Raw genomic sequence first — 13,215 nt, 5'->3', positions numbered from 1 at the left:
TCCTAAAATCAGGCTTTTTCAGCGCGCACATATTGATAGCTTTCAATCGGGCGACGCGCACGGCCTGGCCAGGCATCGCCTGCGCCCTAATCATTCATCTGTCACTGACCCAAGGTTCTCCATGGCTCAATACGTCTTCACCATGCATCGGCTGGGCAAAGTTGTTCCGCCGAAGCGGGAAATCCTGAAAAACATTTCGCTGTCCTTCTTCCCTGGCGCCAAGATCGGCGTGCTCGGCCTTAACGGTTCGGGTAAATCCACGCTGTTGAAAATCATGGCCGGCGTCGATACCGAGTTCGAGGGCGAAGCCCGTCCGATGCCGGAGCTGAACATCGGTTACCTGCCGCAAGAGCCAATCCTGGACCCGACCAAAACCGTGCGTGAAGTGGTCGAGGAAGCGGTCAGCGTGATCAAGAACGCCCAGGCGCGCCTGGACGAGGTCTACGCGGCTTACGCTGATGAAGATGCCGACTTCGACAAGCTGGCAGCCGAACAGGCCAAGCTCGAAGCCATCCTGCAAGCCAGCGACGGTCATAACCTGGATCGCCAACTGGAAGTCGCCGCCGATGCGTTGCGCCTGCCGGCCTGGGACGCCAAGGTCGAATTCCTCTCCGGTGGTGAAAAGCGTCGTGTAGCCCTGTGCCGCCTGCTGCTGTCCGCCCCCGACATGCTGCTGCTCGACGAACCGACCAACCACCTGGACGCTGACTCCGTCGCCTGGCTGGAGCATTTCCTCCACGACTTCCCGGGCACCGTCGTTGCGATCACGCACGACCGTTACTTCCTGGACAACGTTGCCGGCTGGATTCTGGAACTCGACCGTGGCGCGGGCATTCCTTACGAGGGCAACTATTCGGGTTGGCTCGAAGCCAAGTCCGATCGTCTGGCGGCCGAATCCAAGCAGCAGTCGGCCCACGAAAAAGCCATGAAGGAAGAACTGGAGTGGGTGCGCAAAGGCGCCAAGGCCCGCCAGTCCAAATCCAAGGCACGTCTGCAACGCTTCGAAGAAATGCAATCGCAGGAATTCCAGAAGCGTTCGGAAACCAACGAGATCTACATCCCGGCCGGTCCGCGCTTGGGTGACAAGGTCATCGAGTTCAAGAACGTCACCAAGGGCTACGGCGATCGCGTGTTGATCGACAACCTGTCGTTCTCGATGCCGAAGGGCGCCATTGTGGGCGTGATCGGCGGTAACGGTGCCGGTAAATCGACCCTGTTCCGCATGCTGATGGGCAAGGAAACCCCGGATTCGGGCAGCATCGAAGTCGGCGAAACCGTGCAACTGGCGTGCGTCGACCAGAGCCGCGAAGACCTGGACGGCAGCAAGACCGTGTTCCAGCAGATCTCCGACGGTTCGGACCAGATCCGCATCGGCAACTACGAGATTCCGTCGCGTACCTACGTCGGTCGCTTCAACTTCAAGGGCGGCGATCAGCAGAAGTTCGTCAAGGATCTGTCCGGTGGTGAGCGCGGTCGCTTGCACCTGGCCCTGACCCTGAAGGAGGGTGGCAACGTCCTGCTGCTCGACGAACCGTCCAACGACCTCGACGTTGAAACCCTGCGTTCCCTGGAAGAAGCCCTATTGGACTTCCCGGGCGCCGCCATTGTGATCTCTCACGATCGGTGGTTCCTTGACCGTGTGGCGACGCATATCCTGGCGTACGAAGACGACTCGCAAGCGGTGTTCTTCGAAGGCAACTACACCGAGTACGAAGCCGATCGGAAAAAACGCCTCGGCGAAGCGGCTGCCCAGCCGCATCGTGTACGGCACAAAAAACTGGCCTGATATCGGGTTGGCTGCATGAAAAAAAACGGAGCCCCGAAGGCTCCGTTTTTTTATGGGCCTCAGAAAGACCGCGGCGCGCCTTGCTCGTGAAAGCGATCTCCATGACGGTGCAATACTTGAATTGTGAATCCCTGTTTAGGTGCGACGAACGGCTTAAACACGCATTATTTATATCCAGCGCACCATTTAATTTCATAACTGCGACATTTTGCGCTGTCGTGGTGCGCATTCCGTTTGCTAAAGTCCGGCTCAATCTTCTCCAACGATAATAAATTTTACCGAGACTTTTCCATGATCGAATCCGTCGAAACCTTCCTTGCCCGACTGAAAAAACGCGACCCGGATCAACCTGAATTCCATCAGGCTGTGGAAGAAGTCCTGCGCAGCCTGTGGCCGTTTCTTGAAGCCAATCCGCATTATCTGACCTCCGGGATCCTGGAGCGGATGTGCGAACCGGAGCGGGCCATTGTCTTCCGGGTTTCCTGGGTCGACGATCAGGGCAAGGTGCAGGTCAATCGCGGTTTCCGGGTGCAGATGAACAGTGCAATCGGTCCGTACAAGGGCGGCTTGCGTTTCCATCCTTCGGTCAACCTCGGCGTACTGAAATTTCTCGCCTTCGAACAAACCTTCAAGAACTCCCTGACCTCCTTGCCCATGGGGGGCGGCAAGGGTGGCTCGGACTTCGACCCGAAAGGCAAAAGCGACGCTGAAGTCATGCGCTTCTGCCAGGCATTCATGAGCGAACTGTACCGTCACATCGGTGCAGATGTTGACGTGCCGGCCGGCGATATCGGCGTGGGGGCCCGCGAGATCGGTTTCCTGTTCGGCCAGTACAAGCGCCTGAGCAACCAGTTCACCAGCGTATTGACCGGCAAGGGCCCGAGCTATGGCGGCAGCCTGATTCGCCCAGAAGCGACCGGTTTCGGCTGCGTGTACTTTGCTGAGGAAATGCTCAAGCGCAACGGTGAAACCGTCGAAGGCAAACGCGTCGCGATTTCGGGTTCGGGCAACGTTGCACAGTACGCGGCACGCAAGGTCATGGACCTGGGAGGCAAGGTGATTTCGCTCTCGGATTCCGAAGGTACGCTGCACTGCGAAAGCGGTTTGACCGAAGAGCAATGGCTGGCGCTGCTGGAGTTGAAAAACGTCAAGCGTGGACGGATCGGCGAGTTGGCCAGTCGCTTCGGCCTGGAGTTTCGCGCCGGCCAGCACCCCTGGAACCTGGCGTGCGACATCGCGCTGCCATGCGCGACGCAAAACGAGCTGAATGCCGAGGCTGCTCGCACATTGCTTCGCAACGGCTGCCTCTGTGTGGCAGAAGGCGCGAACATGCCAACCACCCTTGAGGCCGTGGACCTGTTCATCGAGGCGGGAATCCTGTTCGCGCCGGGCAAGGCGTCCAATGCCGGTGGTGTGGCGGTGAGCGGGCTGGAGATGTCACAGAACGCGATGCGCCTGTTGTGGACCGGGGGTGAAGTGGACAGCAAGCTCCACGGGATCATGCAGTCGATCCACCACGCCTGTGTGCACTACGGCGAAGAGAACGGTCGCATCAACTATGTCAAAGGCGCGAACATCGCCGGCTTCGTCAAAGTCGCTGACGCCATGCTCGCCCAAGGCGTGGTTTAAGCCGGTTCGATGCGGATGATTTCGATCATCTGATTGCCCGCCGGGCGTTGCCACAACACCTCGTCGCCGAGCTGCGCCCCGAGCAATGCCCGGCCCAGCGGCGAACCCCAGTTGATCAGGCCCGCCGCCGCATCGGCCTGGTCCTCGCCGACCAGTTGCACGGTTTGCTCGGCGCTGTGTTCGTCGGCGAACGTTACCCGGCTGCCGATCTGCACCTTTTGCGTTGAGGTGGCGGGCGTCACCACCTGAGCGCTTTGCAGGCGCTGATTGAAATACCTCAAATCCCGCTCAAGGTCAGCCTGGCGCTGCTTGTCGGCCTGCTCGCCCATGGCGGACTGGTCGCTGTGCAACTGTTGCAGCTCGGCGACTTTCGCCTGCAACTGGGCAAGTCCGGCGGGGGTGACGTAATTGGGCTGCGCGCTGACCTGCCGTTCGACTGGCTGATCGGCTTGCGCAGCAGCGTTATCTTCATTGACGAAGGCGCGACTCATGGTTTTCTCCCGTTATAGGGTTTGGGCCATGGTCACTGTCTTTTAGTTTCGGCGGATGTCTGGAAGCGACTCATTGCGAGCGAAACGCACGGGCAGCGTCCTGGTCTTTCTGGTGCTGCCAGGCTCTTTCACGCTCGTCCCAATGGTGGCTGCGATAGTCCTCGCGATCTTCGCTTTCGCGCATGGCCTGGCATTGGCGGAAACCATCGCTCCAGCCTTCGGCGTATTGCTTGTCCTTGAGATAACGCGGCACGTTCTTGCGAAATTCACCGGTGATCGCCCCGGCAGCTTGTCGGCCACTGCTGCAGCCGTCGTCGAAGCCGTCGGCGAAGGCCGGTGGATAGCCCTTGGCAATCAAATCTTCATGGGTGGTCTGGCAGCCCGCGATCGACATCAACACAACCACCATACCTACACAACGCCACATCTCGGACTCCCGGCCGTGCGACGGCCTATACGTGAAGTCTAGGAGTGGATTCGTGAGGCGTTTGTAGTCGCTCTGTGAAAAATCCATTCAACATCACAGGGGAGCAGGTGCTTCTGAGTCAGTAGTGATACCACTTCACCTCAAGCATCACTTCGTTTTCAGGGGAGGCGAGGTGGCTGAATTCACGCTGTGCACTCAGGCGCAAACCGAGGTTGCGCGACAATTCCCACTGCTGGTTCAGGCTCACGCTACGACGCACTTCGCCATTGGTGAAGAAATCTCCCTTGGCCTCAAGGCTGAAGTTGCCCAGCGGGTTCTTCCACAGCACGCCGCTGTTGAAACCCGCCGCCGGAGCGATGAAACCGGCAAAGTCATTGTTGTGCTCGACGCGCACCGTGCCCAAGGCGAAACCGAGCATGTCCTCGCTCAACTGCCAGGTGCCGCCGCCACCGCCGTTGACGTGGCTGACCAGGGTTTCATCGTCATGTTTGCCCGGTACGCGCTCAAGGCCGCCCGTGACTTGCCACGACAGCGGCTGCAACAACTCATTACGCGGTGTCAGGGAGCGAATGGTCGCCAGGTCCAGTTGCTGCAACTGCCATTGATTGCCTTCGTACTGGCGCAGTTTCATTTGCAGGATTTCAATCTGCGCACCGAGGGGGAAGCTTTCCGAGTTGTCGTTGAGGTCGTGATAGGCCATGCGCAGGCCATATTCACCAAACGCCTTGTCGCCCCGGGTGCCGATGCCGGCTTGCCAGGTGCGCGATTCATGGCCGTCTTCAGGCAGGCCGGGTTGGGGAATGTTCAGCTCGGGGGGCGGGTTCTGGTTGATCGCGCGCAGCAATTCGAAACTGCGTTGGGCCCGTTGCGGGTCGCGCTCCTGGCCGTTGGCGCGGTAGCGTTCCAGCCGGTAAGCCGCGTCGATGATCAGCGCCTGACGCTCGCGCGATTGCGCCTTGAATGCTGGCTCCTGCAATTGTTTCTGGTCGGCGCTGACTTTCAGCACCCACTGCTGCTCTTCAGGATTCAACGGTTCGGCGCGGCTCAGCAGCTCACGCTCGCGGGACGGACGATACTCAATCGACTCCACCAGACCGGCTTCTTTGACGGCTTTGACGGTGTCGGTTGGAATCGCGGTCAGCGGAAATTGTTCGGTCAGGCGCAAACTCGGACGCGCCACTTGCAGTAATTCCAGCAGGCGATAGGAGCAGTTTTCGTCGAAGAAGAAATAATCGAACTGGATCTGCTTGAGCTCCCAGACATGCTCGACCATGCGCTCGGTTTCTTGCTGCGTCAGGTTCAGCCGGTATTCCCACAGGTCGCGGTTTTCGAGGCTGCGGTATTCCGAGAGTTTTTCCTGATACGGCACCAGCGCAAACAGGCCCGGATAGCCGCCCATCAAGCCCTTCCAGGCGTAGAGGATGCTGTTGTCCGAGCCTTCGATGTAGGCGCCGAAATTGATCGCGTAGCTGAGCAGTGACGTCTTGTCGCTCTGCACACCCGCCTGATCGATCCGCAGCAACGTATGGCCGAACATCGATGACGGGCTGTTCAGATAGGCCGCCGGGAAAATCATCACCGCGCTATGGGGTGAGACATCCTTGAACCATTGCTTGAACTCGGCGCAGTCCAGGGAAGGCAGGTCGGTCAGATTGAGTTGTGCTTTCAGCCAGCGAGTACGGGCCGGATAGACGCACTGCGCGTGTTGCTCGCCGGCACTGGCCGGGGCGTACAGCGCTTGCACGGTGGCGGCCAGTTCACGGTCGGGATGTTCGTTGCCGTCGGGCGCCAGGAAGAATTTCCTGTCGCTGACATAGCTGCGCCAGCCGCCCAGTTTGGCGGTTTCGTAATGACCGAGGGAAATCCAGAAGGGGTCATTGGCCAGTTGCTGCAAACGTTGATTGTCGATGTGTGGCGCGGCGGACAGCGGGGCGCAGACACAGAGCGCCAGCCAGGCAAGGCGTTTGAGCATAGTGGGCAACTTAGAGATTCGAGAATAAAGACCCAAAAAAAGGGGCAGGTCCAAAAAACAAAACCCGCTCCCCGAAAGGAACGGGCGGGTCGAGCTTAAGCTTGAGTGGCGTACTTGGCCAGACGTGGATCGCTCTTCAGAACGGCCAGGGTGTTGGTATGCACGTCGTCAGCGGTCACGTCAGCCTTGCTGAAGATCTGCTGGAAGTGCTCATGAGTGACGGCGGCGAAGTGCGCACGGTCTTCCGGCGCCACGCCCAGTACCACGGCGTAAGTGGTCAGCGCTTCGCCCTGACCCTTGGCCATGTCTTCGGACAGCTCGTTCATCATGCCATTCATGGCAATCCAGGATTTGCCGCCATAGGTCAGCGACGCATTAGTCGAGCAACCGTTGGTACCGGAGGTCATACCGAAGGTTGCGTTGCCGGAAGTGCCGTTGGTGGTGGATGCCAGGAAGTGAGCCGGGGTGCCACGCTGACCTTCGAACAGCATGTTGCCCCAACCGCAATCCGGGCCGCCTGGCGCCTGAGCCATGGCATTGAGGGATACAGCGGTGAAGAGAGTACCGAGAAGAATCCGTTTCATAGCTTTGTTCTCTTTATGTGCATACCAATGGACAAGGGGTCTGGCCCGATCTGGCGCCAGTGGGCCGGTTATTGTTCCAGCCGCGCAGTTTGGAGTTTAGGCACGTTCCAAGGGTTCCGTGACATTTTGCGAAATATTCGTTGGAAACGTTGATTTAGACCCGGTCCGCCTGGGGATAGCAGTTTAGCTATGCTTTGGCTAAAGGCGCGCCTTGCCAGTGGGGTACGGGCAGCGCCAGAATGCCGCTATCTGCCCCGCCTGATGTAAGGAAGCCCGATGCCTGATCCTGTTGCTGCCAGCTTGCGTCTAGCGCCCGAAGCGCTGACCCGTCCGTTTTCCGCTGAACAGTTCAGCTTCTCTACCACCAATGATCTGGAGCCTTTCCGCGGTGTGCTTGGCCAGGAACGTGCGGTCGAAGCCTTGCAGTTCGGTGTGGCCATGCCACGCCCCGGTTACAACGTCTTCGTCATGGGCGAGCCTGGCACCGGCCGGTTTTCGTTCGTCAAACGCTACCTGAAGGCCGAAGGCAAACGCCTGCAGACCCCGGCGGACTGGGTCTACGTCAACAACTTCGATGAGCCCCGTGAACCCCGCGCCCTGGAATTGCCCTCGGGCACCGCTGGCGCGTTCATCGGTGATATCAACGCGCTGATCGACAACCTGCTGGCGACGTTTCCGGCCGTATTCGAACACCCGTCCTACCAGCAGAAGAAAAGCGCCATCGACCGCGCTTTCAACCAGCGCTACGACAAGGCGCTGGACATCATCGAACGCCTGGCGCTGGAGAAAGAAGTCGCGCTTTACCGCGATGCCAGCAACATCGCGTTTACCCCGATGAGCGAAGGCAAGGCATTGGATGAAGCGGAATTCGCCCAGTTGCCGGAAGCCGATCGCGAGCGTTTTCACGATGACATTTCCGGTCTGGAGGAGCGCCTGAACGAAGAGCTCGCCAGCCTGCCGCAATGGAAGCGCGAGTCGAGCAATCAACTGCGCCACCTCAACGAAGAAACCATCACCCTGGCCTTGCAACCGTTGTTGTCGCCGCTGTCGGAGAAATACGCCGAGAACGCGGCGGTGTGCGGTTACCTGCAGGCGATGCAGGTCTATCTGCTGAAAACCGTGGTCGAGCAACTGGTGGACGACAGCAAAGCCGACGCCGTTGCCCGCAAGATGCTGGAAGAGCAATACGCGCCGAGCCTGATGGTCGGTCATTCGGCCAGCGGCGGTGCGCCGGTGGTGTTCGAACCGCACCCGACTTACGAAAACCTGTTTGGCCGCATCGAATACAGCACCGATCAGGGCGCGCTCTACACGACGTATCGTCAACTGCGCCCGGGCGCGCTGCACCGTGCCAACGGCGGCTTCCTGATCCTCGAAGCGGAAAAAATGCTCAGCGAACCGTTTGTGTGGGATGCGCTCAAGCGCGCCCTGCAATCGCGCAAGCTGAAAATGGAATCGCCGCTGGGCGAGTTGGGCCGCCTGGCCACCGTGACCCTGACACCGCAGCACATTCCGTTGCAGGTCAAAGTCGTCATCATCGGTGCCCGACAGCTGTACTACACGCTGCAAGACCTCGATCCGGACTTCCAGGAGATGTTCCGCGTCCTGGTGGATTTCGACGAAGACATCCCGATGGTCGACGAGAGCCTGGAACAGTTCGCCCAGCTACTGAAAACCCGCACCTCCGAAGAAGGCATGGCGCCGCTGACCGCCGACGCGGTGGCGCGTCTGGCGACGTACAGCGCGCGTCTGGCCGAGCATCAGGGGCGTTTGTCGGCGCGGATCGGCGATCTGTTCCAACTGGTCAGCGAGGCGGATTTCATTCGTCATCTGGCGGGCGACGAAATGACCGACGCCGGGCATATCGAGCGTGCGCTTAAAGCCAAGGCCACCCGCACCGGGCGTGTTTCGGCGCGGATTCTCGATGACATGCTGGCCGGGATCATCCTGATCGACACCGATGGCGCGGCAGTCGGCAAGTGCAACGGGCTGACGGTGCTGGAGGTCGGTGACTCGGCGTTCGGTGTGCCGGCACGGATTTCCGCCACGGTCTATCCGGGCGGCAGCGGCATTGTCGACATCGAACGCGAAGTCAACCTCGGCCAGCCGATTCACTCCAAAGGCGTGATGATCCTCACCGGGTATCTGGGCAGCCGTTACGCCCAGGAATTCCCGCTGGCGATTTCCGCGAGTATCGCGCTGGAGCAGTCCTATGGTTACGTCGATGGCGACAGTGCGTCGCTGGGTGAGGCGTGCACGTTGATCTCGGCCTTGTCGAAAACGCCGCTCAAGCAGTGCTTTGCCATCACCGGTTCGATCAACCAGTTCGGTGAAGTGCAGGCGGTAGGTGGGGTCAACGAGAAGATCGAAGGCTTCTTCCGTCTCTGCGAAGCCCGCGGGTTGACCGGTGAGCAGGGGGCGATCATTCCCCACGCCAACGTGGCGACGCTGATGCTCGATGAGAAGGTATTGGCAGCCGTGCGCGCAGGTCAATTCCACGTTTACGCAGTGCGCCAGGCTGACGAAGCGCTGAGCCTGTTGGTGGGCGAGCCTGCCGGTGCGCCGGATGAAAATGGCGAATTCCCTGAGGGCAGTGTGAATGCGCGGGTGGTGGAGCGCTTGCGGGTGATCGCGGAAATGATCAGCGAAGAAGACCTGAAAGAGGCCGAGAAAGAAGCTGCGCAGGAAGCCTTGGTCGAAGCCAAGCCGGCCTGACGCGCAACAAAACTGTGGGAGCGAGCCTGCTCGCGATGAGGGCTTCACATTCAACGAAGATGTTGAGTGTCAGTCCGCAATCGCGAGCAGGCTCGCTCCCACATTTGTATTCGGGTCGACCTGAAAAAGTGCCATCACTCTGACGTCAATATTCACACAATGACCATTCGGCGCCTTCTGGTCTCAGTTGACGTGCTGGTCAGACTTTTCTTCTATTCTGAGCTCAAGGATATCGACAGTAATCACTGGATCGAGACAGCTCTCCCGTGGGGGCTGAATACCGGATCTAACGAGGGTCGCCGCCATGTCGCGCAACCTCTGCCTCACCCGTCAATGCCTGGGTCTTGTGACCCGTATCGAATGCGCCATCAAGCCATTGGCTGGCGATACGGGCATGTGGACCTTGCTGTTTGCCGCCGGAATGGCCGGCGAACAACCGTCAGCCATCAAGGCCCAGGGCCCGTTTCATGGCCCTTTCGTGGCTGAATCAATCCTCGACACCATTGTTGAAAGCCTGACCCTGCACGGCTACGAACTGGCCGACGATCCACAAATCTGGTGCCTGCACCTGCAAGCCCAGCTGCGGGAAATCAATGGTGGCCGTTGCCGCAACCTGGGCGGCTTCGAGTTTCGCCCCGACCATTGAGAAGGCTATTGGGCAAGGCTGGACGTGTCAGCCTTGTCGAGCTTGACCTCGAAGCCGTATTGCACGGTGGTGAGGTCGGTTCGCTGATAGGTTTCCAGATGAGTGGGCTGGCCATAGAAGTAATGCACACCGAATAACGCCGGGCCTTCTGCGCTCGCGTCGTGAATGACCGAAAGAATCTCCTTGAGATAGTGACCGCTATCGTCCCTGGCGAAAAAGCGCCAGTCCTGGGCGGGAAACAGCTTCAGATCAACCACCAGCGCATTGCCTTTCAATTCCAGGCCTTTGGGCAGTTGGTGGGCATCGAGTGTCTGCTTGTCGACCGTCGCCAGGAACAGCGGCATGGAGCCCACCGCGTAGGCCGGCGTTTGCGCAAACAGGTTCAGATCGTAGGTGATGATGCCGCGCAGAGGATCGATCTGAAACGCCTCCGGCGGTAACTCGATCGGCTCATCGCGTTGACCGCTGCTGTCCTCGGTAAAGAAGCTGACCGGGCTGTCCCCGGGGTTGAAGGACGTCCCCAGCAATTCATCGTTGAAACTTCGGGCGTGGTCGAATTCGATGCGCGCCGCGCTAGGATCTTCCACCGCTTGACGGATGCTGACGCTCTTTTTCAGTTGTTCCTCAGTCAGCGTCGCACCTTTGAGCCAGGTCGGGGCCTGATCGTCGTACACCACCACCGGCAAGGTCAGTGGCTGGATGGTTTTATCGGTGGTGTGCTGGTCGAAGCGACGGACTGGCAGGTCCAGGTCCTTGCGTGTGACCGTGACCGCCGAGAAGTCGAGCAGGCTGACTTCAAGGGTCTCGATCGGCCCGTTGAAGTACACCTTGGAGTAATGGTTTTTTTGCTGCTTTTCAAAAGCGCGTTGCTCTTCATAGAGTTGTTTTTCGAACGTTTCGCTCCAGGCCTTTTGTTGCTGCATTTTTGCGAGCTGTTGTTGAAAAAAGGCAATTTGCGCGGCGGTTTCGTTGATCGAGCCGGCGCGCGAAAGAAATTGCCCGGTGGCGTCTCTGGCCTGGACGATCAGCGGGTTGAGCGGCGTTCCGCCCACCTCGGGCGCCAACGGTGCGCTGTTGTTGAATTCGATCTCGGCGTAGTTGTTTGTCAGTTTAAGCAAGGTGACGCTGAGGTTGTCGTTGGTGCGGGTCTGGCCCACGTCTTTTTTTGTCAGGTCGAAGCTATAAAGCCTGCGGGGTGCGATGACTTCCACTTTGCCTTGCAGGCTGACCGGCTGCGGTTGGTGCTTGTTGTCGACGTCAAGGCCATCGATGAACGGATAAGTCACTGTCAGGTCATCGGGGTTGGTCAGATTGGAGCTCGACGGGCTTAGCTGAATGCCGGGGTCGGTTTCCGACCATTCCGGCTGGAACGCGATCACGCGTTTGTTGCTCAGGGTCACCGACTGCCATTCCAGGCCATGGGGAAAGAGAAACGCGGCCGGAATGTCGAAGTTGAAGGGGAACACTGGCTGCAGGTCGGTCAGGTAGTCGGAGCTGGAGTCCTTGTGCAACACGATCAGGCCGTTGATGTACGTGTCGACCAGCGCCTGGGGCGTGGGATAGTGCTTGAGCACCGCAAGGACGTCTTCACCGTACTCGGTGACCACGGGTTTGCTGTCGAGTTTGAGTTGTGCGCGCTCGAGCAACAGCAGCGAACCACCGAGTTCGGCCACGATATCCTTGAGTTTCGGGTCCTGAATGGCATCCAGGGCCTTCTCGAACTGCGCGGTTTTTTCCTCGAGGCTGACCTGGCGTTTGTCATCGCTGGGCGAGCAGCCGCTCATCAGCACGGCCAGGCAAACCCCGGCGCTCATCAAAGGCAATCGCACACCCATTTCCCGTCTTCCTGTCCGCTGTCGCTGAGCTGTCAATGGTTTGGACACTAGCAGAAAAACCTTGTGACACACGTGCAGGTGGCGGATTTCCCGATGGTTTCTGGCTGTAACAGGTGGCTGGTATACTCGCGGCCATTTCCAGTCCACATGTGAGATTCAATGGAACGCTTTATCGAAAATGCAATGTACGCCTCCCGCTGGCTGTTGGCGCCGATCTACTTCGGCCTGTCCCTCGGTCTGCTGGCTCTGGCGCTGAAATTCTTCCAGGAAGTCTTCCACGTCATTCCCAACGTGTTCTCGATGGCTGAGTCGGACCTGATCCTGGTGCTGCTGTCGTTGATCGACATGGCACTGGTGGGCGGTTTGCTGGTGATGGTGATGATTTCCGGTTACGAGAACTTCGTCTCTCAACTGGATATCGACGACAGCAAGGAAAAACTCAACTGGCTGGGCACCATGGATTCGTCTTCGTTGAAGATGAAGGTCGCGGCGTCCATCGTGGCGATTTCATCGATCCATCTGTTGCGGATCTTCATGGACGCCAAAAACGTCGATCCCGAGCATTTGAAGTGGTACGTGATCATTCACATGACTTTCGTGGTGTCGGCCTTTGCCATGGGGTATCTGGATAAGCTGACCAAGCACTGATTGCTGCGTTTTAGCCTTTTTTACACCGCCCGTCCGTTGCGAAACAGACGGGCGGTGTCGTTTGTGGCTTGTGCTTTGATGCGGTGAGGCCTATGCCTGTAAGGATGTTGGCTCGCCACTGTGTGAGGTGCGTTCATGAACCTGCAAGAGCTGAATGCTTATGCCATCGCCGGGAAGGTCGATGAGTTGAACCTGATCTCCATGGAAGGTGGAATCTACCTGCTGGAAGCGCGCATGCATGGCGCGGCGTACCCCTTGAGCGACGCTCGCGGCCAGATGTTTCACCTGCGCTCGGTCGAGCATGCACGCGAAATACTCCATGCCTGCCCCAGCTTGCCGTTCAACCTGGTGCATACCTCGGTTCATGACGAAATGTGCGGTCTGGGCGGCAGTGCTGGAGAAAGTCTGAAGGTGCCGATCTCTTTCCGTACAACAGGGCTGCGCTGACAGCCCTCATCAGCGCAGCGACATCTGTGCTAGTC

General features: G+C 58.9%; 11 protein-coding genes. 6 read left to right on the top strand and 5 right to left on the bottom strand.

Going from position 1 to position 13,215, the window contains the following annotated elements; genetic code table 11:
* The first annotated feature begins 121 nt into the window (after positions 1-121).
* Complete coding sequence (gene ettA, locus ACM1ZW_RS04840) at positions 122-1,786, top strand: energy-dependent translational throttle protein EttA (protein WP_017340873.1); 1,665 nt, start codon at positions 122-124, stop codon at positions 1,784-1,786.
* A 291-nt stretch (positions 1,787-2,077) separates the two neighbouring features.
* Positions 2,078-3,415: an NADP-specific glutamate dehydrogenase gene (gene gdhA, locus ACM1ZW_RS04835; RefSeq protein WP_416740257.1), complete on the top strand. Its 1,338-nt coding sequence runs from the start codon at positions 2,078-2,080 to the stop codon at positions 3,413-3,415.
* Here the strand turns inward: gdhA and ACM1ZW_RS04830 are convergent.
* The 4 genes from ACM1ZW_RS04830 to ACM1ZW_RS04815 all read right to left on the bottom strand — a co-directional run bounded on the left by ACM1ZW_RS04830 (position 3,412) and on the right by ACM1ZW_RS04815 (position 6,889).
* Positions 3,412-3,906 (bottom strand): GreA/GreB family elongation factor, encoded by a 495-nt coding sequence (locus ACM1ZW_RS04830; protein ID WP_017340871.1) that lies wholly within the window; start codon positions 3,904-3,906, stop codon positions 3,412-3,414. The genes gdhA and ACM1ZW_RS04830 overlap by 4 nt on opposite strands.
* Before the next feature lie 70 nt (positions 3,907-3,976).
* Positions 3,977-4,333, bottom strand: a complete 357-nt coding sequence (locus tag ACM1ZW_RS04825; protein ID WP_017340870.1) for a hypothetical protein — start codon at positions 4,331-4,333, stop codon at positions 3,977-3,979.
* Between the two features lie 118 nt (positions 4,334-4,451).
* A complete protein-coding gene (locus ACM1ZW_RS04820) occupies positions 4,452-6,305 on the bottom strand; it encodes a DUF4105 domain-containing protein (RefSeq protein WP_416740256.1) in 1,854 nt (617 codons plus the stop codon).
* A 95-nt stretch (positions 6,306-6,400) separates the two neighbouring features.
* Positions 6,401-6,889, bottom strand: a complete 489-nt coding sequence (locus ACM1ZW_RS04815; protein ID WP_017340868.1) for a DUF3015 domain-containing protein — start codon at positions 6,887-6,889, stop codon at positions 6,401-6,403.
* A gap of 276 nt (positions 6,890-7,165) precedes the next feature.
* Between ACM1ZW_RS04815 and ACM1ZW_RS04810 the strand changes: the two genes are divergently transcribed.
* Both ACM1ZW_RS04810 and ACM1ZW_RS04805 read left to right on the top strand, forming a co-directional pair.
* Complete coding sequence (locus tag ACM1ZW_RS04810; RefSeq protein WP_017340867.1) at positions 7,166-9,604, top strand: Lon protease family protein; 2,439 nt, start codon at positions 7,166-7,168, stop codon at positions 9,602-9,604.
* Between the two features lie 304 nt (positions 9,605-9,908).
* Complete coding sequence (locus tag ACM1ZW_RS04805; protein WP_017340866.1) at positions 9,909-10,250, top strand: hypothetical protein; 342 nt, start codon at positions 9,909-9,911, stop codon at positions 10,248-10,250.
* A gap of 5 nt (positions 10,251-10,255) precedes the next feature.
* Here ACM1ZW_RS04805 and ACM1ZW_RS04800 read toward each other — a convergent pair whose 3' ends face one another.
* Positions 10,256-12,085, bottom strand: a complete 1,830-nt coding sequence (locus ACM1ZW_RS04800) for a hypothetical protein (RefSeq protein ID WP_416740255.1) — start codon at positions 12,083-12,085, stop codon at positions 10,256-10,258.
* Between the two features lie 159 nt (positions 12,086-12,244).
* Here ACM1ZW_RS04800 and ACM1ZW_RS04795 point away from each other — a divergent pair, with 159 nt between their 5' ends.
* Positions 12,245-12,733 carry a TIGR00645 family protein gene (locus tag ACM1ZW_RS04795; RefSeq protein ID WP_007943976.1) on the top strand — a complete coding sequence of 163 codons (489 nt, stop codon included), beginning with the start codon at positions 12,245-12,247 and terminating at the stop codon, positions 12,731-12,733.
* 135 nt (positions 12,734-12,868) lie between these two features.
* Positions 12,869-13,180: a DUF6482 family protein gene (locus ACM1ZW_RS04790; protein ID WP_017340864.1), complete on the top strand. Its 312-nt coding sequence runs from the start codon at positions 12,869-12,871 to the stop codon at positions 13,178-13,180.
* The last annotated feature ends 35 nt before the right edge of the window (positions 13,181-13,215 follow it).

Source organism: Pseudomonas sp. NFX71 (assembly GCF_048079215.1).
GTDB lineage: Bacteria > Pseudomonadota > Gammaproteobacteria > Pseudomonadales > Pseudomonadaceae > Aquipseudomonas > Aquipseudomonas fluorescens_B.
Note: the sequence above shows the minus strand (reverse complement) of the source record. Positions and strands in the feature narration are given on the sequence as shown.

What these genes read in the sequence shown, in the direction of transcription:
- ettA (WP_017340873.1), top strand. Translation starts at nt 122, where the DNA reads ATGGCTCAATACGTCTTCACCATGCATCGGCTGGGCAAAGTTGTTCCG.
- gdhA (WP_416740257.1), top strand. Translation starts at nt 2,078, where the DNA reads ATGATCGAATCCGTCGAAACCTTCCTTGCCCGACTGAAAAAACGCGAC.
- ACM1ZW_RS04830 (WP_017340871.1), bottom strand. Translation starts at nt 3,906, where the DNA reads ATGAGTCGCGCCTTCGTCAATGAAGATAACGCTGCTGCGCAAGCCGAT.
- ACM1ZW_RS04825 (WP_017340870.1), bottom strand. Translation starts at nt 4,333, where the DNA reads ATGTGGCGTTGTGTAGGTATGGTGGTTGTGTTGATGTCGATCGCGGGC.
- ACM1ZW_RS04820 (WP_416740256.1), bottom strand. Translation starts at nt 6,305, where the DNA reads ATGCTCAAACGCCTTGCCTGGCTGGCGCTCTGTGTCTGCGCCCCGCTG.
- ACM1ZW_RS04815 (WP_017340868.1), bottom strand. Translation starts at nt 6,889, where the DNA reads ATGAAACGGATTCTTCTCGGTACTCTCTTCACCGCTGTATCCCTCAAT.
- ACM1ZW_RS04810 (WP_017340867.1), top strand. Translation starts at nt 7,166, where the DNA reads ATGCCTGATCCTGTTGCTGCCAGCTTGCGTCTAGCGCCCGAAGCGCTG.
- ACM1ZW_RS04805 (WP_017340866.1), top strand. Translation starts at nt 9,909, where the DNA reads ATGTCGCGCAACCTCTGCCTCACCCGTCAATGCCTGGGTCTTGTGACC.
- ACM1ZW_RS04800 (WP_416740255.1), bottom strand. Translation starts at nt 12,085, where the DNA reads ATGGGTGTGCGATTGCCTTTGATGAGCGCCGGGGTTTGCCTGGCCGTG.
- ACM1ZW_RS04795 (WP_007943976.1), top strand. Translation starts at nt 12,245, where the DNA reads ATGGAACGCTTTATCGAAAATGCAATGTACGCCTCCCGCTGGCTGTTG.
- ACM1ZW_RS04790 (WP_017340864.1), top strand. Translation starts at nt 12,869, where the DNA reads ATGAACCTGCAAGAGCTGAATGCTTATGCCATCGCCGGGAAGGTCGAT.